Here is a 20,774-nt window from a genome sequence, read left to right as displayed (position 1 = left end):
GGGGGCCGCCGTGGCCGTCATGGCCGTCGTGGCGCGGGCCCGCCGGACACAGCCCGGGTGTCAGAAGGGCCCTAGGGACCCAGGGCCCTAGCCTTGGCGCCCGATGAACTGCGGCCCCTGCGGCGGCAGCGTGAAGCTGGGGTCCGGTGCCGGCGCGGCCGTGGGCGGGTAGCCGTAGGCCGGCGCGACCGCCCCGGCCGTCTGCGCCTGTGGATAGCCGTACGCCGGCTGCGGATACCCGTAGGCGGGCTGCACGGTGGCCGCCGCGGCCGCCGGCTGAGCGGGCTCCGGCGGATACCCGTACGTCGGCTGCCGCGGCACCGGCTGCTCCGGCGGCAGGGGTACCGACACCTCGGGCGCGACGGCCACCGGCGCCGTGCCCCCCACGGGGACCGAACCCTCCCCGACTCCGGGCTGCGTTCCTGCGGGGGTACCCCCATCGGCCGGCGGGGTCTCCGACTCGTCCACCGAGATGCCGAAGTCGTTCGCGAGGCCCTTCAGTCCGTTCGAGTAGCCCTCGCCGAGCGCCCGGAACTTCCAGCCGTCGCCCCGCCGGTACAGCTCCCCGCAGATCAGTGCCGTCTCCGCGCCCGTCTCCGGCTTGATGTCGAAGTACGCCAGCGGCTCGCCCTCCGTGCGCGCCGCGTCGTACAGCAGGATCCGCAGCCCCCGCACCCGGTCGAAGGCGACGTCGTCCGCCGAGGCGACCAGCAGGATGCGTCCCACGCCGGGCTCGACCCCCGACAGATCCGCCTGAATCGTGTCGGTCGGCCCGTCCGCCTCTCGCTTCTTGCCGAGCAGCCGGACCTTCCCCGAGGGATGCCGGGGCTGGTTGTAGAAGACGAAGTCCTCGTCGGACCGCACACGCCCGTCGGGAGCGAGCAGCAGCGCCGAGGCGTCGACCTCCGGGACGCCCTGCCCCGAGGCCCAGCGCAGCACCGCCCGTACCGCCGTGGCCTGGAGCGGTACGTTCGACCCCTTCACCATCGCGTGCGTCATGCCGTCATCCTGCCTTCTCGGTCCTGGTCACGACAACGCAGGGGTGGGGCCCCGGCGCGCCCCCGACCTGCCACCGACCCGCCCCCGGACACAGTCGGGTTACCTGAACTTCATGCCCGACGGGAACCCACGACATGGAGTTCTACGTACTATTACCGGCCACGTCATTTCGGGCCGTCCAGCATCACGCGGGAGTCTCATGCGTCATTTCGGGCACATCGCCCCCGAGGAGCGGCAGCGGCTCTTCCACCAGGAGCCGGCCGTCTTCACCGCCGACTCCCCGGTCCGCGTGCTCGCGGCTGCCCTCGGCGCCACCCTGTACAGCCCGGCGACCCGGCCGCGCCTCGCCGACGACGTGGTCAAGCAGGCGGGCCGCGGGGTCGTCTCCATGGTGCTGTGCCTGGAGGACTCCATCGACGACGCGGACGTCGTGGACGCGGAGGAGAACCTGGTCCGGCAGTTCACCGACCTCGCCTCCCGCCCGGACGCCGAGCTCCCGCTGCTCTTCATCCGCGTCCGGGTCCCGGAGCAGATCCCCGACCTGGTCGCCCGGCTCGGCCCGGCCGTCCGGCTGCTGTCCGGCTTCGTGCTGCCGAAGTTCACCGAGGAGCGTGGCGTCCCGTTCCTGGAGGCGCTGACCGCGGCCGAGGCCGCGAGCGGGCGCCGGCTGTTCGCCATGCCCGTCCTGGAGTCGCCCGACCTGCTCTACCTGGAGTCGCGCCGGGAGACCCTGGACGGCATCTTCCGCGTGGTCGACAAGTACCGCGACCGCGTCCTGGCGTTGCGCCTCGGCGTGACCGACTTCTGCTCCACGTACGGCCTGCGCCGAGCGGCCGACATGACCGCCTACGACGTCCAGATCGTCGCTTCCGTGATCGCCGACGTCGTCAACGTCCTCGGCCGCGCCGACGGCACCGGATTCACGGTGACCGGGCCCGTGTGGGAGTACTTCCGGGTTCAGGAGCGGATGTTCAAGCCGCAGCTGCGGCGCAGCCCGTTCCTGGAGGGCGAGGTCGAGGAGCTGCGCGAGGCTCTCATCGAGCACGACCTGGACGGGCTGCTGCGCGAGATCTCCCTCGACCGTGCCAACGGCCTGCTCGGCAAGACCTGCATCCACCCCTCGCACGTGATGCCGGTCCACGCGCTGTCCGTGGTCAGCCAGGAGGAGTTCAGCGACGCCCAGGACATCCTGCGTCCCGAGCGCCTGGGCGGGGGCGTGCTGCGCTCGGCGTACACGAACAAGATGAACGAGGTCAAGCCGCACCGCGCCTGGGCCGAACGCACCCTCCAGCGCGCCGAGGTCTTCGGTGTCGCCCGCGAGGACGTCGGCTTCGTGGATCTGCTGGCCGCCGGGTTCCCGGACTGAGAGCCGGGGACGCGAGCCGTCCTGACGTCGTATGGGCGAGGAGTCGATGAAGAACGTGGTCTGGACCGGGACGTGGGTCGCCGAGCGGCTCGGCGTCGAACTCTCCGGCGACGAGAAGCTGACCGAGCTGGTGGGTCTCGCGTTGCGGCGCAACCCCAAGCGGGCGCATCTGCTCGTCTCCAACGTGCTGGGCAAGCACGTCCCGCAACTCCCCTCCGTCGTCCACGGCCACGGGTTCGCGCTCGGCCGCCGGGTGCGGGACCTGCTGGGCGCCGACGAGGCCGCCCGCGCGGTCGTGCTCGGGTACGCGGAGACGGCCACCGGCCTCGGCCACTCCGTCGCGGACGGCCTCGGCCTCGCGCCCTGCATCCATTCCACCCGCCGCCCCGTCGAGGGCGTCGCGAGGGCCGGCGGCTTCGAGGAGTCCCACTCCCACGCCACCTCCCATCTGCTGCTCCCGGAGGACCCGGCGCTGCTGGTGGGCGACGGCCCGCTGGTCCTGGTCGACGACGAGTTCTCGACCGGCAACACGGTCCTGAACACGATCGGTGAGCTCCACGAGCGGTACCCCAGGAAGCGGTACGTCGTCGTCGCGTTGGTCGACATGCGCTCGGCCGCCGACCTGGGGCGCCTCACCGAGTTCGGACGGGAGATCGGCGCCCGGATCGATCTGGTCGCGGCGGCCGCCGGGACCGTACGGCTGCCGGAAGGTGTGCTGGAGAGGGGGCAGGAGCTGGTCGCCCGGTACGAGTCGCCCGTACCCGACCGGGAGCCGCACGGGACGATCACCCGCGTCGCACTCGGCTGGCCCCGGGGGGTACCCGACGGCGGACGGCACGGCTTCACGCCCGAGCACCGGGCCCGGCTGGAGCGCGCGCTGCCCGCGATGGCCGCGCGGCTGGCCGAGGCGCTGCCCGACGGGGCGGGGCGCGTGCTCGTGCTCGGCTGCGAGGAGCTGATGTACGCGCCGCTCAGACTCGCCCGCGAGCTGGAGCAGATCACGCTCGCCGAGGTCCGCTACTCCACCACCACGCGCTCGCCCGTCCTCGCGGTCGACGACCCCGGCTACGCCATACGCAGCCGGATCGTCTTCCCCGCCCACGACAACCCGGCCGACGGCCCCGGCGAGCGCTACGCCTACAACGTCGCGGACGCCGGCTTCGACGCCGTCGTCGCCGTCGTGGACTCCGTGGCCGACACCCCCGAACTGCACGGCCCCGGCGGCCTGCTGGACCGGCTCGCCGCGCACACCCCGCACGTGCTGCTCGCGGTCGTCCCCAGCTACGTCCCCGCGCCCCTGTACACCCCCGAAAGGCCCGCCATGCTGCCCGAGCCCCTCCGCGGCCCCGCCTTCTCCTCGTACGCGCCCGACGAGGTCGGCTGGCTGCTGCAGGACCTCTCGGACGTCACCCTGGAGGCGCCCACCGAGGAGCGCGAGGAGGCGATCCAGAGCGGCGGCGCGCACTACGCCGAGTCGCTGCCGGTGGAGTACCAGCCGAGCGAGCAGTACCAGGAGCTGTTCCACTCGGCGCTGGAGGCCTCGGCGGCGCGGATCGCGCAGGCGGTCGGCGTGGTCACCGAGACCGTCCTCGCCGAGCGCTCGCCCAGGCCCGTCCTGGTCTCGCTGGCACGCGCCGGCACCCCCGTCGGCGTGCTGATGCGCCGTTGGGCCCGCCACCGCCACGGTCTCGACCTGCCGCACTACGCGGTGTCCATCGTGCGCGGCCGTGGCATCGACGCCAACGCACTGCGCTATCTGGCCGACCGGCACGACCCCTCGGACGTCGTGTTCGTCGACGGCTGGACCGGCAAGGGCGCCATCACCCGTGAACTCGCGGAGGCGATCCGGGAGTTCGAGGCCGCCGAGGGCGTCACCGGCTTCGACCCGGAGATCGCGGTGCTCGCCGACCCGGGCTCGTGCGTGCGGACGTACGGCACCCGCGAGGACTTCCTGATCCCGTCCGCCTGCCTCAACTCGACGGTCTCCGGACTGATCTCGCGCACGGTGCTGCGCGCCGACCTGGTCGGCCCGCACGACTACCACGGCGCGAAGTTCTACCGGGAACTGGCCGGAACGGATGTGTCGGTCGCCTTCCTGGACGCCGTCTCCACCCATTTCGCCGAGGTCGAGGAGGCCGCCTGCGCGCAGAGCAAGGAACTGCTCTCCGGCGACCGCACGCCGACCTGGGAGGGCTGGGCGGCGGTCGAACGCATCAGTGAGGAGTACGGCATCCACGACGTCAACCTGGTCAAGCCGGGCGTCGGCGAGACCACACGGGTGCTGTTGCGCCGGGTGCCCTGGAAGATCCTGGCGCGCTCCGGAGCGGGCGCAGACCTCGACCATGTGCGCCTGCTGGCCGGGCAGCGCGGCGTGCCCGTGGAGGAGGTCGCCGGACTTCCGTACACCTGCGTGGGGTTGATCCATCCCAGGTACACGCGGGGCGCGACCGGTGCCGACGGCAGGGCGGTGACCGTATGAACCCCGTGCTGATCGCCAGCGACCTCGACCGCACGCTCATCTACTCGGCCGCGGCGCTCGCCCTGACCATGCCGGACGCGCGGGCGCCCCGGCTGCTGTGCGTCGAGGTCCACGAGAGCAGGCCCCTGTCCTATATGACCGAGACCGCGGCCGCGCTGCTCACCGACCTCGGCGACCGGGCGGTGTTCGTGCCGACCACGACCCGCACCCGCAAGCAGTACCAGCGCATCAACCTGCCGGGCCCCGCCCCGGCGTACGCGATCTGCGCCAACGGCGGCCATCTGCTCGTCGACGGCGTCCCCGACGCCGACTGGCACGCGGGGGTGCTCGCGCGGCTGGCGGACGAATGCGCGCCGCTGGCCGAGGTGCGGGAGCACCTGGCCGCCACCGCGGACCCGGCGTGGGTGCGCAAGCACCGGGTCGCCGATGACCTCTTCGCGTATCTCGTGGTCGAGCGCGAGCTGCTGCCCGAGGAGTGGGTGAAGGAACTGGGCGCCTGGGCGGAGAGCCGCGGCTGGACGGTGTCGCTGCAGGGCCGCAAGATCTACGCCGTGCCGCAGCCGCTCACCAAGAGCGCGGCCGTGCGCGAGATCGCCCGGCGCACCGGCGCCGCGCTCACCCTGGCCGCCGGGGACTCCCTGCTGGACGCGGACCTGCTGCTCGCCGCGGACCGCGGCTGGCGCCCGGGGCACGGCGAACTGGCCGACACCGAGTGGACGGCCCCGGGGATCAGCGCACTGCCGGAGCGGGGCGTGATGGCCGGCGAACGGATCCTGCGGGAGTTCCTGGAGGCGGCGCGGGAGGCGTAGTTCATCCGCAGCAGCCCCCGCCGCAGCACCCGCCCCCTCCGCCGCCGCCCGCCCGGGGGCTCGGCGCCGGGGCGGACGCCGTGCCGCCCACCGCGACCGTCGACAGGAGCTTCACCGTGTCGTCGTGGCCCGACGGGCAGGACGCGGGGGCGGAGGACTCCGCCATGGGACGGTTCAGTTCGAAGGTGTCGCCGCAGGTACGGCAGCGGTACTCATAGCGAGGCATACGCACAGATTAACGGGCGACCGCCGGCGATCCCAGGACTCCGAGGGACTCGCGCCACTACTCGGCGACCCCCGCATCTCCTTAAGGTCTCCTCAATATCCGCGACTTGGCCACTTCGATGCCCCTCCTGACCCAGTAAGTCACATGGGCCGCTGATAATTTATAGGAGCCGCGAAACGCCGCAACGTCGTGAGGGGGGCTCGCAGCCGCATACGTGGCAGCTGCATCTACCCGCGCGCGCAACACCGAGTGCGGAGGGAGACGCAGTGGTGACCGAGGCACGGCAGCGAATAGAGGGGCGGCCTCGCTGCGGCCGCAGGCACGCCGGAGCCCCTCGTGGCTAGCGAGAACGGCGGCCGTCCGAACCGCCGCCGGACGGCGCCGAAGCAGTCCGGGCATCGCCGTGGGGAAGGGGAGGCCCCGGCCGGGGCGCCCTTCGATCCGGACGTCACGATGCAGTTGAAGGCCGGGGTCCCCCTGCCTCCTGACATCACCATGCAGTTGAAGACCGTGGCGCCCCCGGAGCCGGACGGTGCCGAGCAGCCGAAGCCGGACGGCGCCGAGCAGCCGAAGCCGGACGCCACCATGCAACTGCGGGTGTTCCGGCCGGAGGCCTCCGGCCGACGCGGCAGCCGCAAGAAGGCCGCACCGCCCTCGGCCGTCACTCGTGCCACCGCGTACCTGACTCCGTATGCCCGCAGGCTCGCGCCGTACGCCCAGAAGGTCGCGCCCTACGCCCGCAAGCTCAAACCGGTGTATCCCCGCCCGGGCCGCACCGGCTGGCGGCGCTGGATGCCCTCCTGGCGCCAGTGGGTGGGGGGCGTGCTGGCGTCACTGGGTCTCAGCGGTGCGTTCCTGGTCGTCGCCTACGCCGCCACGGACATACCGGAGAACCTGAACTCGTACGCCACCCAGCAGGACAACGTCTACTTCTGGTCCGACGGCACGCCCATGGCCCGTACCGGCTGGGTGCAGCGACAGGCGATGCCGCTGAAGGACATACCCGAGGACGTCCGCTGGGCGGTGCTGGCGGCGGAGAACGAGAGCTTCTACTCCGACCCGGGCATCTCCGTCAAAGGAATCAGCCGCGCCCTGTGGAGCACGATCGGCAAGGGGAACACCCAGGGCGGCTCGACCATCACCCAGCAGTACGTCAAGAACGTCTACCTGTCGCAGAACCAGACCGTGAGCCGCAAGTTCACCGAGGCGATGATCGCCCTCAAGCTCGACAACCGCATGAGCAAGGACGAGATCCTCGAGGGATACCTCAACACCAGCTGGTTCGGCCGTGGCACCTACGGCATCCAGCGCGCGGCCCAGGCCTACTACGGCAAGGACGTCGGCCGGCTCGACGTCAGCCAGGCCGCGTTCCTCGCCTCCCTGCTGAAGGGCGCCGGTCTCTACGATCCGACGCTCAACCCGGCCAACCGCCATCGGGCCGTGGAGCGCTGGACCTGGATCCTCGACCGGATGGTCAAGATCGGCAAGCTGTCGAAGGCCGAGCGCGCGAAGTACCGGACGTTCCCCGAGCCGCTCAAGCAGAACCCGCTCTACGACACCGGTGAGCAGAGCGACTACCTGGTGGAACTGGCGGCGCAGTACGCCAAGAAGGCCGGGCACATCTCGGACAAGCAGTTCGACCTGGGCGGTTACCAGATCTACACGACCTTCGACCGCAAGCGGGAGACCGCGCTCACCGACGCCGTGACGAAGGCCCGCAAGCAGGCGGCGAAGGACCACCCCGGTATGGCGAAGACCGCGCACTACGGTGCCGCCTCGGTGACCACCGACGGCCGGATCCTCGCCGTCTACGGCGGCCCCGACCACCGTACGCAGGGCTACAACGAGTCCAACTCGGCCAGTGTCCCGGCCGGTTCGGCGTTCCTGCCGTTCGTCTACGCCGCCGGTCTGGAGCACGGCGTCCACAAGACCCGCGGCGGACCCGCCACCCCGGTGACCCCCGAGTCGGTCTACAACGGCGACGACGGCGTCCCCGTGACCACACCCGAGGGGCCCTACTGGGACCGCAGCGGCAAGAAGGTCGCCGCCCACAACGACGGCAACAGATCCTATGGGCACATCACCCTGCGCCGGGCGCTCGCCCAGTCCGTGAACACGCCGTTCATGCAGCTGGGCATGGACACCGGCCTGACCACGGTGCGCGAGACGGCCGAGGCGGCGGGGCTGCTCTCCTCCAGCATGGGGCCGCAGGTGCCCACGCTGTCCCTGGGCAACTCCACGCCCAGCGCGATCCGTATGGCGAGCGGATACGCCACCTTCGCAGCCGACGGAACGCACACCGAGCCGTACTCGGTGCGGCGCGTCACCCGCAACGGCTCCACGGTCGCCATGGAGACGCCCACACCCCAGCGGGCGATCGCCTCCACGGTGGCCCGCCAGGTCACCGAGGCTCTCACGGAGTCCTTCCACACCGCCCACCCCAACGCGGCCTCCGCCACGGCGCAGGTGGCCGGGAAGGCCGGTACGACACAGGACGACACCGCCGCCTGGTACGTGGGCACGGCCACGTCCGTGTCGACCGCGGTCGTCGTCTACCACATGGACCTGACCAAGAGCCTCGAACCACTGCCGCTCAAGGGACTCGCCGGCACCCCGGCGGACGGCGTCCCCTACGGCATCTGGTCGACGGCCATGAGTCCGCTCGGCTGACGCCGGTGACCCGGACACCGCTCACCCCCCACCCGCCTCCTGCAGAACGAGCCGCCCATGACAACGCGAACCGGCCGCCGCCGCCGCGCCCGCTCTCCCCGCACTGCCCTGCTGAGCAGCCGCCCCGGGTTCGTGACCCTGGCGGCCCTCCTTGTCGTCGCGTCCGTGACAGCGACCTTCCTGGCGCTGACCCGTCCGGCCAACACGGCACCGACCGCGTCCGCCGACGCCGGCAAGGGTGACGGCAAGACCTCCACCAAGCCGACCGCGGAGCCAAAGTGGGACGGCAGGACGAAGATCATCGGCGATGGCTCCACCTCGTACACCGGCCCCCAGAAGGGCGAGTTGAAGCCTCAGCCGCTCAAACGGGGCGAGAAGCCGCCCCAGTTCGTCGTCTTCTCCTGGGACGGGGCGCTGCAGGGCTCCGACCTGCTCTTCTCGCACTACCGGGAGTTGGCCCGGGAGTACGACGCCCATATGACGTTCTTCCTCACGGGCATCTATCTGCTGCCCAAGAGCAAGAGGGACCTCTACCATCCGCCGCAGCATCCGGTGGGCGCCGCGGCGATCGACTTCGCCACCGACGAGCACATCCGCGACACGCTGGAGCAACTCCGCAAGGCGTACGACGAGGGCAACGAGATAGGCACCCACTTCAACGGACACTTCTGCGGCGCGAAGGGCGGCGGCGACTGGAGCGTCGACGAGTGGAAGAGCGAGATCGACCAGTTCTACTCCTTCGTGGGGAACTGGAAGACCAACACCGGCTACAAGGACGTCGCCCCGCTGCCCTTCGACTTCAAGAAGGAGGTCACCGGTGGGCGCGCGCCCTGCCTGGAGGGCCAGAAGAACCTGCTGAAGGCCATCGCCAGCTACGGCTGGCGCTACGACGCCAGCTCGGCGGGCGACTTCCAGATATGGCCGGCCAAGAAGAACGGCATCTGGGACTTCCCGCTGCAGATGCTCCCGTACGAGGGCGGCAAGTTCCAGGGCCTGTCGATGGACTTCAACTTCCTCTACAACCAGTCGGGCGGTGAGACCCACGGAGACCCGGCGAAGTACCCCCTGTGGAAGCAGCAGACCGTCGACTCCTACATGGCCGGATTCAATCGCGTGTATTACGGCAGCCGGGCGCCCCTGTTCATCGGCAACCACTTCGAAGACTGGAACGGTGGCATCTATATGAAGGCCATCGATCAGATAGTGAAGAATGTGTGCACGAAGAAGGGTGTCAAGTGCGTGTCCTTCAAGGAACTCGCGGACTGGCTCGACGTGCAGAAGCCCGAGACCCTCGCCCGGCTGCGCTCCCTGGATCCGGCGCAGTCGCCCGACTGGTCCACCGTGGTGCAGTGACGACCGCCCGCTGACCTTGGCCCATGCCTCTTGTGGCAACCCCCTTCACAGGAGCCACACATGCCGTGCGAAGATGCCGTACCCCCGGTATCGGAGTACCGGCGTAGAGGGGAAAAGCATTGAAATCAAGAAAGTTGAGCCGTAAGCGGCGTCGCGCGAGCATAGTCACGGCAGCGGCCGCCTCGGTCGTGGCCGGCGCGGTGCTGCTGCCCAACTGGAGCGCGGGCGCGGCGGTCACCGACGACCCGACGGTGGACCCGGCCACCAAGGCCACTTTCCAGCGGCTGGCCGACGCGGTCTTCAGCGACCGCACCAACGCCCTGGTGGACGACGCCAAGAGCGGGCAGAAGAAGGGGCGGCACCAGCTGACGTCCGGCTTCTCCGGCAAGGTGCGCCTTTCGGGCACGCAGTCGCGCCAGGAGGGTGCCGCGCTGTCCGAGCTGAGCGGGCGCAAGTCCCGCCTCGCCAAGCTGGGTGAGAAGTACAGCGCGGCCACCACCGGCGTCACGCTGGACGCCACGCAGGTGAAGGGCCGGCGCGCCACGGTCGACGTCACCGAGACCACGACCCTGACGTACGAGAAGGTCAAGGGCACGGAACCGAGGACCACCGGCTTCCAGGCCCACCACGAGCTGACGTTCAAGGCCGATCAGCAGGGCAACTGGCAGCTGACAGGCATCCGCGACACCGACGACGGCTACCTCGCGGTGAACCAGGTGGCCAAGCCGGCCGTCGCCGCACCGCGCACCGCCGCCGACGACGGCCCGCCCGAGGCGGCCCGCTCGGCCACCACGTGGCCCGCGCCGGCCAAGCCGAAGAACTTCTCCGCCACCGGCTACGACTACAAGGCCATGGCGGCCTACGCGGCCAAGTACTGGAACCACTACAACCCGGACTACCCGAACTACAACGGGGAGACCGACGGCGGCGACTGCACCAACTTCGTCAGCCAGGCGCTGAAGGCGGGCGGCTGGAAGCACGTCCCCGGCTACACGAACGACTTCCACAAGTGGTTCGGCAACTCCAGCATCCAGTCGGACTCGTTCGTCGGCGTCAACGAGTTCTCCTGGTTCGCCCTGTCCTCGAAGCGGGTCACCAGCCTGGCCAACGTCTACCAGCTGGACGTCGGTGACGTGCTGCAGATGGACTTCAACAAGGACGGGTCCAAGGACCACTCCATGATCGTCACCTACCGCAGCCGGCAGGGCGTGCCGTATGTGACGTACCACTCCACCAACACCTACAACAGGTCGGTGGCGAGCATCATCGCGTCGTACCCGAACGCCGCGTACTACGCCTACCGCTCCTGAGCCGGTGTTCTGCGGGAGCGGGGGGCCGGCTCAGTGACCGGCTCCCCGCTCCTGCCGGATCCGCGCGACCACCCGCGCGACCGTCTCCCGCACGCCTTCGGTCTCGGTCAGGAAGTGCCAGTAGTCGGGGTGGCGGCCCTCCAGCGTGGCGATCGCCCGTTCGAGACGGGCGACGGATTCGTCGAGCGGGCGGGCGTGCCGGGGATCGGGATTCGCACGCCCCGTCATCGCCAGCCGCTGCGCGTCGCGGATCGCGAACCGGGTCCGCTCGACCTCCTGCTGTGGATCCTTCTGCACGGCGTTGAGCCGTCGCAGCCGGTCACCGGCCGCGGACACGGCCTCGTCCGTGGTGTTGAGCAACGCCCGCACGGTCGACAGCAGCGAGGTCGCGTCCGGCCAGCGCTGGGCGTCCCGCGCCGCCTGCGCCTCCTTCAGCTTCCGCTCGGCCTGTCGCACGGCCTCGTGGGCCTGCTCCGGCACCTGCTGCAGGTCCTGCCAGCAGGCGGCCGTGAACCGCCGCCGCAGCTCGCTCAGCACGGGCTCGACCTGTCCGGCACGCGTGGTGAGCGCCTGCGCCCGGGTGCGCAGGGACACCAGCCGGCGGTCGATCTCGGCGGCCCGCTCCGGCAGCCCCTCGGCCTGGCTGCGCACGGCCTCGGCCTCCCGTGCCACGCGCTCGGCGCGCTCGAGGGTCCCCGGCACGCCGTGCTGTCCCGCGCCCTGGTTGAGCTTGGTCAGCTCGGGGGCGAGGGCGGCCAGACGGGCGGCCAGGTCGTCGGCCTTGAGGCCGGAGCCCCGGACGGTGTCCAGGGCCTCACCGGCGGCGCGCAGGGCCTGGCGGGCGCGCTCCACGGCGGGGGCGAGCCGGGCGAGCTGGGTCTCGGCCTTGCCGAGCAGCGGCCCGAGCCCCTCGCCGAAACGATCCAGCTCCTGTTTGACGCGCGCGAGTTCATCCTTGGCCGCGGTGAGCTCGGCGCGGGCGCGGGAGGCCACGGAGGCCTCCAGATCGACCCGGTCGAGGTCGTGCGCGTCGACGGCGTCGATGTACCGGTGGCTGACCTCGTCGATGCGCCGCCCGAGCGCCTCGAAATCGGCGACCGCACGGCGGGCGGCGGGGGAGTCGTCGACGGCGGCGATGGTCTCGATCGAGATCCGCAGATCCCGCTGGGCGGTGTCGAGCTCGTAGAACGCGGCCGCGGCGGCGTCCTTGGCGGCCTGTGCCTCGGCACGCTGCCCCTCGGCGCGTCCGCCGAACCACCGCCGCGTCCCGCCTCCGGCGAACGCCGCGGGAAGCACCAGGGCGGCGACGAGGGGGAGGGCGAGGAGGGCGAGGGTGTGGCGGACGGGGGCCGGGCGCCCCGTGCGGCGGGGTGCGGGCAGGCGGGGGCGGGTGCCGGGGGTGGTGACCTGGCGGCCGTTCGTGCGCGGCACGGTGCCACCGCCCGTCTCCCGCGGCGCGGCGGCGCCGCTCGCGCTTCGAGCGGCTTGCCGGTCGTCCCGCCCGGCCTCGGCCGGGGGCGGAGCGGCGTTCGCGGGGCCGGGCCGGTGGCTCGGCGATCGGTGCTGCGCGCATGGCGCAAACGGCGTGCACGGCTGTGGTGGTGTCGCCGTCACATCCCTCTCCCGTGCTGTCATCCGCCCTGCCCGGTGTCATTCTCCCACCGGTTGAGGACGAACACACGGGGCGGTCGGTTCGCGGTGCGTCGTGACCGTCACCTGTCCCGCCCGGACCGGGGGCCTACCCCGCAGTCCGTACGGTGACGGACCCGTCCGTCGTCCGTGCGTCGACCACATGGGAGCTGGTGCCGTCCCTGGGGACGGACACGTGGACCGAGCCGTCCTGGGAGTGGGTGCTCACCCGGTACGTGTCGTGCGGCAGCGCGATGGAGACGGAGCCGTCCTGGCTGCGGGACTCCACGAGGTCGGGCACGACGGCGAGTTCGAGGCGCACCGAGCCGTCCAGCGTCGTGGCGTGCACGCGTCGCGAGCCCACACCCGTCGCGCTGACCGACCCGTCGTCGCTGTCCAGTGTCAGCGGCCCGGTGGAGTCGGTCACCCGGACCGAACCGTCGCGCGTACGAATGCTCAGCGCCTCCTCGAAGCCCTGCGCCCGCACGCTTCCGTCGTTCTCGTCCACCTTGACGGCGACCCCGCGCGGCACCTCGATCCGGTGCCTGGCGGAGCAGTCCGCGACCAGGCCGGAGCACTTCATCCGCAGGACGAGCCGGTCGTCCTTCACCTCCCAGGTCGCCCGGGGACTCCCGCCGACCACGACGCTCCCCCTGAACCACCGCGTGACCTGGACCTTGCGCACATCGGCCGGGACGATCTCCAGCGCCGAGTCGTCGGAGACGACGGTGAGCGTACGGCTGTGCAGGGCGAAGGAGAGGTGATCCGGATGCGGGTCGTGCCCGGCGTCGCTTCCGCACGCGGTGGCCGTCGCGACGAGCGCCGCGGCGACGGCGGCCACGCGAGCAGGCCGAGTGCGTCCGGTACGCCGGTTACGTTCGGCACGCGCCGCCGTACGGTCCATCAAGATCTCCCCCTGGAAACGTGAAGTCGCGAAGCCGGAAGCCCGAAGGCCTCCGGAGCCCTGCGAGCGTATGCGGCTCCAGGGCTCTCGGAGGATCCGGCGCGCTCCCGGATCAGGGGTGGGGTTAACCCCCCGGTGGCGGCTGCTGCGGTGGGCCAGGGGCATACGGGTTTGCGGGGCACGCCCTCCGGCAATGTAGGCTGTCGACTCGTCCTGGGCGCGTAGCTCAGCGGTAGAGCGCCGCCCTTACAAGGCGGATGTCGGCGGTTCGAAACCGTCCGCGCCCACAGGGGTTGGTTACCAGGTCAGAGGCCTTCCGGAGGGATCTTCGGGAGGCCTCTCCCCGTGACCGGAGTCCGCATGGAGTCCACATCCCCCGGCGATCACGGGTGGGCCTCCGGGCGAAACTCACCCAGGAACGGCTCGCCCTACGGATCGACATCGACCGGCCCTCCATCGTCGAGCTCGAGTACCCCCAGCCGGGGGGAGTCCCTGACTGTGCGTGCAAACAACCGTCCGCGGCGTGACCGCCCCGACGTTCATTCGCCGACCGGCGGTCCCCTCCGCGTCTACACACTCAGGGCGACAATGAGGGAGACGGGGTAGAGCACGCCGACGGCGCCACCGATGAGACCGATCACGCATTGTTTGCGGTTGATCTTCCCGGCGAGGCCGAGGAGCGCGAAGGTGACGGCGAGGCTTCCGGCGAGCAGGGGGATGGCGAGGCCGATGTACCCGCTGAACACTGCTGCGACGGTGGACGCGATGCCGAGGCCGAGTGACGCGGGGCTGTAGAGGGAAGCGGGGGTATCGGTAGAGCCGGTAGCCATGCTGCGTTCCTTGCTGCTCTTGGGGGCGAGCCGTGCGCCCAGGGAAAGCATCGCCTGCCCGGAGGCCGACCTCACGGGCTACTACGGCAGTTTCTGGCCAACCGCACGGTGCTCCCCGGAGGATGCCTTGGGTCCTCCGGGGAGTGCGCTGTTCCTCCCAGACGATCAAGCGCTACCCGGCGGCTTCGTGGGCTTGCGGCGTAGCGCCGCACCCCGCGTGGCCGTGCTCCGCGGACGAGTCGGGGAAAGTGCCGCGTCCCGAACGCACGGACGAGCGCTGGCTAGTGCTGTGGCCGGAAAGGTTTGCCGGGAAGCTCGCGGCGTCCGGTGCGGTGCATCGCAAGGCGGAGCGTCGCCCGCGTACTGGATGTACTCGGGCGATGCGACAACGCGGCGAGGTGCCGTGCCGGGCGTCGCGAGCCGGTGAACCTTTCCGGTCGCAGCACTAGGATGAGTCATGAAACCGAACTCCGTGCATTCTGAAACGAGTTGGTCCCGGCGGCGCACAGCGGTTCTGGCTTCCTTGCTGAGTGCGGCGGCCCTCGGATGGACTGCGGTCGCACTGAGTGTGCACACGACCGGCTCGGCCGCACTGGATTCTGACAGTGTGACCGATGCCGATGTGGCCCGGCTGGGCGCTGCCGTGATGGCCGGCATTGCGGCGGTGGCCGCCGGACTGTGGTGGCGCCACTGGGCGACCGTAGGTCGGCCGATGACCGGCGGAGGCTGGGCTCGGGCGGCGTTTGCCGTCTGCGCCGTCCACTCGATGTTCGTCGTGCCGGTGATCGGGCTCGCCTCCTGGGAGTGGAGTGCCTCTGCGATCCTGTTCACCTGCGCGGTGATCGCCGGGGGTGTGCGGGAGGCCGCTTGGGCGAGCGCGGCGGCTACCGGGGCGTCGCTTCGGGGTGACGACGTCATGGCGGGGCCGACACCAGTTCGGTCCCGGTGAGGCCGGTGCCGGCCAGGCCCTGTCTCGGCGTTGGCCGACCGCGAAGAGGCCCGACCGGCGCGGCGAATCCTGGCCAGTGCCCCAACAGGCAACGTTCGCCCCGTGCCGGGGCCGTGCCACATCCGGCGGTCGACCACGGTCGACGACGGCCCTCCCCAGTCGAGATGTGCTGCTGGCCGGTGGACCTTCCATAGCGGCAGTGACCTGCGTGAAGACCCCGGCCGCACCAGGCCGGGGTCTTCGGGGTGCTGCGCCTCATGTCTTCTGTGGCGGCTCTTCGTGCAGGTGCTTCAGGCGCATCCGTGCCTCCACCGTGTCCTCGGCCGGCACCTCCGCCCAGAAGCGGTGGCAGGAGACGAACACCGCGAGCTCCCGCTCCCGCTGCCGGAGCTTCTCCACCTCGGCCTGTTCGTCCTCGGTCCAGCCCGGGGAGGCCGGACGCTCCACCTTGCGCCAGCCGGTGTCGTCGCTGAAGCCGTCGAGCGGTTCCACCGACCAGGGAAGCCGCTTCAGCAGGGCCAGGAGCTCTGCCCGGACCTGATGCAGCTCCTCCTGACCGGCACGGAGGTCACTGGGAAAGTCATAGGTCGCAGCCACGCCTCAATGCTACGCCTGTTCGATTTTTGGAAGCGAGTTCCTTCCCTCACTTCACTCGAACGATTGTCCGTCTCGGACGTCGTTGACCGGTCTCGGTCGACTGTTCAGAAGCAGGGCTGTTCAGGCAAGGCTGCTCAGGCAAGGCTGTTCAGGTGGAACTGGACAGCCTTGCCTGAAGGATTTAGCGTGAGGCCATGGACCAGGACCCCGAAGGCGTCTCCGAGTCGGCCGCCCGTGCGGCGCGTGACCTGCGGGTGCTGTTCAGCCGGCTGCGGCGCCGTATCAGGGAGGTCGCCGGCGACGACGAGCTCACGCCCTCCCAGGTGTCCGCGCTCACCCTGGTGGGCAAGGGCGGCGCCGCCACCGCCAGCACCCTCGCGTCCGCCGAGGGCGTGCGCCCCCAGTCGATGGCCGCCACGCTCGCCGCCCTCGAACAGCACGGCTTGATCCGGCGCAGCCCCGACCCCGGGGACGGCCGCCGCCAGCTGGTCACCCTCACCGAGGCCGGGCGTCAGCGCGTGGAGGGCGACCGGGAGGCTCGTCAGGAGTGGCTCACCCGCGCCCTGCAGGAGCGCTACACCGAGGACGAGCGCCAGACCGTACTGGCGGCCCTCTCCCTGCTGGAACGGCTCACTCGGCCGTGACACCCAAGCTCGTCCGCACGGCCGCCGGGACCCGGCGCCCGGCCCCGGCCGACCGCTTCGACCCTCGGCTGATCGCCCCGATGATCCTGGGTTCCGTACTGAACCCGATCAACTCCTCGATGATCGCCGTGGCGCTCGTCCCCATCGGCGTGGCCTTCGGGGCGCCGCCCGCCGAGACCGCCTGGCTGGTGTCGGCGCTCTATCTCGCCACCGCCGTGGGGCAGCCCGTCATCGGGCGGCTCGTCGACATGTACGGGCCGCGCCGCCTCTATCTCACCGGTACGGCGCTGGTGGGCGCCGCCGGGCTGATGGGCGCCCTCGCGCCCTCCCTCGGTGTGCTGATCACCGCCCGGGTGCTGCTCGGCCTCGGTACCTCGGCCGCGTATCCGGCCTCCATGCAGCTGACCCGGAGCGAGGCCGAGCGCACCGGACAGGACAGCCCGGCGGGGGTGCTGACCGCGCTCTCCGTCGCCAACCAGACCGTCGCCGTCGTCGGGCCCGCGCTCGGCGGATTCCTGATCGGCGTGGGTGGCTGGCGCGCGATCTTCACGGTCAACGTGCCGCTGTCCGCGGCCTGTCTGGTCCTCGGCACCCTCTGGCTGCCCAGGACGAGGGCCACGGCGCACCGGGGCGGTGTCGACCTCCCCGGCATGGCCCTGTTCGCCGCCACGCTCCTGTCCCTCATGTTCTTCCTGATGAGTCCCCGGCTCGCCCACGGGTGGCTGCCGGTGCTCGCCGCCGCGGCGGCCGCGGGGTTCGCCCTGCGGGAGCTGCGGACGGCCGGGCCGTTCATCGACCTGCGGGTGCTCGGCGGCAACGTCCCGCTGCTCACCACGTATCTGCGCCAGCTCCTCGGCTACACCACCGCGTACTCCTTCTTGTACGGCTTCACGCAGTGGCTGGAGGAGGGCCGCGGGCTGCACGCGTCCGCCGCCGGTCTGGTGCTGCTGCCCCTGTCGGCGAGCGCGCTGACCGTCTCCGCGCTCACCGGGCGCCGCGAGGCCGTGCGCGGCAAGCTGCTGGTGGGCGGTCTCGTGCAGATCACGGGCTGTGCCGGGCTGCTCCTGCTGGACTCCGGCAGCCCGGTCTGGCTGCTGCTCGCCGTCGGCGTCCTCATGGGCATACCGCAGGGCCTGATCGGACTCGCCAACCAGAACGCCCTCTACCGGCAGTCCGCCCCGGCACGCATCGCCTCCGCCGCCGGGCTGCTGCGTACCTTCATGTACCTCGGCGCGCTGGGCGCCTCCGCCGCCGACGCGGCCTTCTTCGCCCACGGCGCCGACACGGCCGGACTGCACGAACTGGCCCTGTTCATGGCGGCGGGGTCGGCCCTGCTGGTGCTGTTCACCCTGCCGGACCGCTCCCTGTCCACGCTCACCCCCACCTCCCCCACCCCCACCTCCGGAAAGGCCTGAGCCATGGCTCCCACGACCCTCGACCCGCGTACCGCCCTCGTCGTGATCGACCTGCAGAACGGTATCGTCGGACGGCCCACCCAGCCCCACAGCGGCCCCGAGGTGGTGGCCCGCACCGCCGAACTCGCCGACGCCTTCCGGGCCCGGGACCTCCCGGTCGTCCTGGTACGGGTCTCCTTCGCCCCCGACGGGGCGGACGCCGTCCCCGGCCGTGTCGAGCACCGGCGCGGCGGCGGCGCCTTCCCGGAGGGCTGGGACGTCATCGTCGACGAACTGTCCGGACACCCGGGCGACATCCACGTCACCAAGCACAACTGGGGCGCCTTCCACGGCACCGACCTCGACGTCCAGCTGCGCCGCCGGGGGGTCACGCAGGTCGTGCTGACCGGCATCGCCACCAGCATCGGCGTGGAGTCCACCGCGCGGGCCGCGTACGAGCACGGCTACCACGTCACGCTCGCCACCGACGCGATGGCCGACGCCGACCCGGAGGCGCACCGGGGCAGCGTCGAGCGGATCTTCCCGCGCCTCGGCGAGAGGGGTACGACGGCCGAGATCCTGGAGCTGCTGGCCAAGACCCACGCGGTCTGACGCACACCCCCGCCGCCGCACGCGATCCGACGCACCCCCACCACCCCACACGGTCCCAAGCACCGCCCGTACCGCCCGTCGGGCCCCCGCGCCCGGCAGCTACCGTTGATCCCCGTGACCCTCGATGATCTGCGCGTCTTCGTCGCCGTCTGCCGGGCCGGCAGTCTGAGCGCCGTGGCCCGGGAGCTGGGCTGCACCCAGTCGGCAGTCAGCCAGCACGTACGGCGGCTGGAGCGCGAGGTGGGGGTCGGGCTGGTGGAGCGGCAGTCCCGTGGGGTCGTGCCCACCCGGGCCGGGCGCGTGCTCCAGCAGGCCGCCGCGGAGGGGATGTCCGGGCTCGACCTGGCGCTGCGCAGGCTGGCGGAGATCGCACAGGGCGACGGCGGTGTCGTACGGATCGCCACCGGAAGCGTCACCGTACGGCACTTCATGGCCGCTGCGGTGGCCGAGTTCCGGCGGCAACACCCCCACGTGAGCCTGGAGTTCCAGACCGAGAGCTCCAGCCGGAGCTGCTTCGACGCGCTACGGGAGCCGGGGCTCGATCTCGCCTGGGTGACCCTCGGGGCGCCCGTGCGCGGGGTCGAGCAGCGGCCCGTCGCGCATCTGCCCTGGGTGCTCGCCGTACCCGTCGACGACGAACTCGCCGGGCGGGAGCGGGTGGAGGCCGCCGACCTGGCCGGGCTGCGGCTCATCTCACTGCCCGAGGGCTCCACGTCACGCACCCAACTCGACGCCGCATACGCCGAGTTGGGTATAGCGGCGGCCGCCTCCGACACCAGCGTCGCCGACTGGGACACCGCCATCCTGCTCGCCGAACTCGGCGTCGGCCGCGCGGTCGTCCCGGATCTGCCCGGCTGGCGCGCCCACGGCCGGCCCGGACTGCGGTTCGTCCCCGTGCCCGAGTTGCCGCCGCTCGCCGTCGGCTGGGCGGTGCGCCGCTGGGAGACCCTGTCCCCGGCGGCCCGCGTCTTCGCCGACACGGTCACCCGGCACAACACCGCGCCCTGAACGCTCAGCAGTCCAGAAACGACCAGCCCAACTCCCTGACGAGCCGGGTCGCCACCGGCACCGCCACCCCGTGCCGCTCGGCCGCCCGCAGCAACGCCCCGCCGATGGCGTCCAGTTCCAGTGGCCGGCCCGCCTCCGCATCACGCTGCATCGACGACTTCATCTCCGGTGGGAACGCGTCGTAGCGGGCCAGGGCCGCCGCCGCGTCCGTGGCCGCGCCACTGGCCCGGCCGACCGCCGCCGTCTCCTCCACCAGGGAGACCAACTCCGTCCGGTGTCGGGTGCGGACGTCGCCGAGCGGCACCCCGTATCGCGTCGTCAGCAGCGCGAGCGGAGCGAGGAACGCCATCTTCGCCCACAGGGCCGCGGCCTCCCCGTCCAGGACGCGTACCTGCACCCCCGCCCATTCCAGGGCCCCGGCGAGCCGGCCCAGACGGTCGCCCGCCACGGTCTCCCCGGTCAGATCGACCTCCACGAACGGGCTGCCGTGCTCGATCACCCCCGGGGAGAGACGGGTCGACTCGACCCTGATGACGGCGGGGGCCACCCGCCCGGCGCCGTAGCGTCCGCGCAGGGCCGCCGGGTGTTCAACGCCGTTCAGCAGTGGTACGACGAGGGCTCCCTCGCCCAGCGCCGTCGCCGGTACGCGTTCCAGTGCGGCGTCGAGGGCCGTGTGCTTGACCGCGACGAGCACCACATCGGCCGGCTCGCGCAGTTCCGTGTCCGCCTCGACGCGTGCGGTGAACGCGCCGTACCGGTCGCTGTGCACCTGGATGCCCTGGTCGCGCAGCGTCTTCGCGGTCTCGTCGCCCGCCAGACAGATCACCCGGTGCCCGGCCCGGGCCAGCAGCGCGGCGAGCAGACCGCCGACACCGCCCGGACCCAGGACCGCCACCGTCAGGTCGTCGTTCGCCATGTCCCGTCCCCGATCCTCGTGCCGTGTCCCCATGATCACAAGGGGAGATGAGTCCAGTCAATCCTCGGGGGAGCTTGCC

Annotated in this window: 18 protein-coding genes and 1 tRNA gene; 12 read left to right on the top strand and 7 right to left on the bottom strand. The window is 71.6% G+C overall.

Features of this window, described 5'->3' with window-relative positions:
- Positions 1-87: 87 nt before the first annotated feature.
- Complete coding sequence (locus tag ASC56_RS04335) at positions 88-999, bottom strand: TerD family protein (RefSeq protein ID WP_055489839.1); 912 nt, start codon at positions 997-999, stop codon at positions 88-90.
- A gap of 199 nt (positions 1,000-1,198) precedes the next feature.
- On the opposite strand from ASC56_RS04335, the gene ASC56_RS04330 reads away from it, so the two are divergent.
- From ASC56_RS04330 to ASC56_RS04320, 3 genes are read left to right on the top strand one after another with little or no spacing between them, the layout of a single operon-like run.
- Positions 1,199-2,365 carry an HpcH/HpaI aldolase/citrate lyase family protein gene (locus tag ASC56_RS04330; RefSeq protein ID WP_055489838.1) on the top strand — a complete coding sequence of 389 codons (1,167 nt, stop codon included), beginning with the start codon at positions 1,199-1,201 and terminating at the stop codon, positions 2,363-2,365.
- 46 nt (positions 2,366-2,411) lie between these two features.
- Positions 2,412-4,844, top strand: coding sequence for a phosphoribosyltransferase (locus tag ASC56_RS04325; RefSeq protein WP_107309188.1), 2,433 nt, complete (start codon positions 2,412-2,414; stop codon positions 4,842-4,844).
- Positions 4,841-5,653, top strand: a complete 813-nt coding sequence (locus tag ASC56_RS04320; protein ID WP_055489836.1) for a hypothetical protein — start codon at positions 4,841-4,843, stop codon at positions 5,651-5,653. Before ASC56_RS04325 ends, ASC56_RS04320 begins: the two co-directional genes overlap by 4 nt.
- A 1-nt stretch (position 5,654) precedes the next feature.
- Here the strand turns inward: ASC56_RS04320 and ASC56_RS04315 are convergent, their stop codons facing one another.
- A complete protein-coding gene (locus ASC56_RS04315; RefSeq protein ID WP_055489835.1) occupies positions 5,655-5,879 on the bottom strand; it encodes a zinc ribbon domain-containing protein in 225 nt (74 codons plus the stop codon).
- A gap of 453 nt (positions 5,880-6,332) precedes the next feature.
- On the opposite strand from ASC56_RS04315, the gene ASC56_RS04310 reads away from it, so the two are divergent.
- From ASC56_RS04310 to ASC56_RS04300, 3 genes are all read left to right on the top strand, one after another.
- Entirely contained in the window at positions 6,333-8,549 is a 2,217-nt protein-coding gene (locus ASC56_RS04310) for a transglycosylase domain-containing protein (protein WP_199835931.1), read from the top strand.
- A 57-nt stretch (positions 8,550-8,606) separates the two neighbouring features.
- Complete coding sequence (locus tag ASC56_RS04305) at positions 8,607-9,902, top strand: hypothetical protein (RefSeq protein ID WP_055489834.1); 1,296 nt, start codon at positions 8,607-8,609, stop codon at positions 9,900-9,902.
- Between the two features lie 188 nt (positions 9,903-10,090).
- Positions 10,091-11,212, top strand: a complete 1,122-nt coding sequence (locus ASC56_RS04300) for an amidase domain-containing protein (RefSeq protein ID WP_234376844.1) — start codon at positions 10,091-10,093, stop codon at positions 11,210-11,212.
- 30 nt (positions 11,213-11,242) lie between these two features.
- Here ASC56_RS04300 and ASC56_RS04295 read toward each other — a convergent pair whose 3' ends face one another.
- Both ASC56_RS04295 and ASC56_RS04290 read right to left on the bottom strand, forming a co-directional pair.
- Positions 11,243-12,847 carry a hypothetical protein gene (locus ASC56_RS04295; RefSeq protein WP_371330032.1) on the bottom strand — a complete coding sequence of 535 codons (1,605 nt, stop codon included), beginning with the start codon at positions 12,845-12,847 and terminating at the stop codon, positions 11,243-11,245.
- 103 nt (positions 12,848-12,950) lie between these two features.
- A complete protein-coding gene (locus ASC56_RS04290) occupies positions 12,951-13,745 on the bottom strand; it encodes a DUF4097 family beta strand repeat-containing protein (protein ID WP_055489833.1) in 795 nt (264 codons plus the stop codon).
- Between the two features lie 215 nt (positions 13,746-13,960).
- On the opposite strand from ASC56_RS04290, the gene ASC56_RS04285 reads away from it, so the two are divergent.
- Positions 13,961-14,032, top strand: a tRNA-Val gene (locus tag ASC56_RS04285).
- Between the two features lie 282 nt (positions 14,033-14,314).
- On the opposite strand, the gene ASC56_RS04280 is transcribed toward ASC56_RS04285, so the two are convergent.
- Entirely contained in the window at positions 14,315-14,575 is a 261-nt protein-coding gene (locus ASC56_RS04280) for a hypothetical protein (RefSeq protein ID WP_055489832.1), read from the bottom strand.
- A 607-nt stretch (positions 14,576-15,182) separates the two neighbouring features.
- On the opposite strand from ASC56_RS04280, the gene ASC56_RS04275 reads away from it, so the two are divergent.
- Entirely contained in the window at positions 15,183-15,524 is a 342-nt protein-coding gene (locus tag ASC56_RS04275; RefSeq protein ID WP_055489831.1) for a hypothetical protein, read from the top strand.
- A gap of 255 nt (positions 15,525-15,779) precedes the next feature.
- On the opposite strand, the gene ASC56_RS04270 is transcribed toward ASC56_RS04275, so the two are convergent.
- On the bottom strand, positions 15,780-16,121 hold the full coding sequence (locus tag ASC56_RS04270; protein ID WP_055489830.1) for a hypothetical protein: 342 nt from the start codon (positions 16,119-16,121) through the stop codon (positions 15,780-15,782).
- Between the two features lie 194 nt (positions 16,122-16,315).
- On the opposite strand from ASC56_RS04270, the gene ASC56_RS04265 reads away from it, so the two are divergent.
- The 4 genes from ASC56_RS04265 to ASC56_RS04250 all read left to right on the top strand — a co-directional run bounded on the left by ASC56_RS04265 (position 16,316) and on the right by ASC56_RS04250 (position 19,779).
- Complete coding sequence (locus ASC56_RS04265; RefSeq protein WP_055489829.1) at positions 16,316-16,765, top strand: MarR family winged helix-turn-helix transcriptional regulator; 450 nt, start codon at positions 16,316-16,318, stop codon at positions 16,763-16,765.
- Between the two features lie 80 nt (positions 16,766-16,845).
- Positions 16,846-18,180, top strand: coding sequence for an MFS transporter (locus ASC56_RS04260; RefSeq protein WP_107309187.1), 1,335 nt, complete (start codon positions 16,846-16,848; stop codon positions 18,178-18,180).
- 3 nt (positions 18,181-18,183) lie between these two features.
- Positions 18,184-18,771 carry a hydrolase gene (locus ASC56_RS04255; protein ID WP_055489827.1) on the top strand — a complete coding sequence of 196 codons (588 nt, stop codon included), beginning with the start codon at positions 18,184-18,186 and terminating at the stop codon, positions 18,769-18,771.
- A gap of 114 nt (positions 18,772-18,885) precedes the next feature.
- Positions 18,886-19,779, top strand: coding sequence for a LysR family transcriptional regulator (locus ASC56_RS04250; protein ID WP_055489826.1), 894 nt, complete (start codon positions 18,886-18,888; stop codon positions 19,777-19,779).
- Positions 19,780-19,783: 4 nt separating this feature from the next.
- On the opposite strand, the gene ASC56_RS04245 is transcribed toward ASC56_RS04250, so the two are convergent.
- Positions 19,784-20,695: a ketopantoate reductase family protein gene (locus ASC56_RS04245; RefSeq protein ID WP_055489825.1), complete on the bottom strand. Its 912-nt coding sequence runs from the start codon at positions 20,693-20,695 to the stop codon at positions 19,784-19,786.
- Positions 20,696-20,774 lie beyond the last annotated feature (79 nt).

The organism is Streptomyces sp. TP-A0356 (assembly GCF_001417775.1).
GTDB lineage: Bacteria > Actinomycetota > Actinomycetes > Streptomycetales > Streptomycetaceae > Streptomyces.
Note: the sequence above shows the minus strand (reverse complement) of the source record. Positions and strands in the feature narration are given on the sequence as shown.

What these genes read in the sequence shown, in the direction of transcription:
- ASC56_RS04335 (WP_055489839.1), bottom strand. Translation starts at nt 999, where the DNA reads ATGACGCACGCGATGGTGAAGGGGTCGAACGTACCGCTCCAGGCCACG.
- ASC56_RS04330 (WP_055489838.1), top strand. Translation starts at nt 1,199, where the DNA reads ATGCGTCATTTCGGGCACATCGCCCCCGAGGAGCGGCAGCGGCTCTTC.
- ASC56_RS04325 (WP_107309188.1), top strand. Translation starts at nt 2,412, where the DNA reads ATGAAGAACGTGGTCTGGACCGGGACGTGGGTCGCCGAGCGGCTCGGC.
- ASC56_RS04320 (WP_055489836.1), top strand. Translation starts at nt 4,841, where the DNA reads ATGAACCCCGTGCTGATCGCCAGCGACCTCGACCGCACGCTCATCTAC.
- ASC56_RS04315 (WP_055489835.1), bottom strand. Translation starts at nt 5,879, where the DNA reads ATGCCTCGCTATGAGTACCGCTGCCGTACCTGCGGCGACACCTTCGAA.
- ASC56_RS04310 (WP_199835931.1), top strand. Translation starts at nt 6,333, where the DNA reads ATGCAGTTGAAGGCCGGGGTCCCCCTGCCTCCTGACATCACCATGCAG.
- ASC56_RS04305 (WP_055489834.1), top strand. Translation starts at nt 8,607, where the DNA reads ATGACAACGCGAACCGGCCGCCGCCGCCGCGCCCGCTCTCCCCGCACT.
- ASC56_RS04295 (WP_371330032.1), bottom strand. Translation starts at nt 12,847, where the DNA reads ATGACAGCACGGGAGAGGGATGTGACGGCGACACCACCACAGCCGTGC.
- ASC56_RS04290 (WP_055489833.1), bottom strand. Translation starts at nt 13,745, where the DNA reads ATGGACCGTACGGCGGCGCGTGCCGAACGTAACCGGCGTACCGGACGC.
- ASC56_RS04280 (WP_055489832.1), bottom strand. Translation starts at nt 14,575, where the DNA reads ATGGCTACCGGCTCTACCGATACCCCCGCTTCCCTCTACAGCCCCGCG.
- ASC56_RS04265 (WP_055489829.1), top strand. Translation starts at nt 16,316, where the DNA reads ATGGACCAGGACCCCGAAGGCGTCTCCGAGTCGGCCGCCCGTGCGGCG.
- ASC56_RS04260 (WP_107309187.1), top strand. Translation starts at nt 16,846, where the DNA reads ATGATCCTGGGTTCCGTACTGAACCCGATCAACTCCTCGATGATCGCC.
- ASC56_RS04255 (WP_055489827.1), top strand. Translation starts at nt 18,184, where the DNA reads ATGGCTCCCACGACCCTCGACCCGCGTACCGCCCTCGTCGTGATCGAC.
- ASC56_RS04245 (WP_055489825.1), bottom strand. Translation starts at nt 20,695, where the DNA reads ATGGCGAACGACGACCTGACGGTGGCGGTCCTGGGTCCGGGCGGTGTC.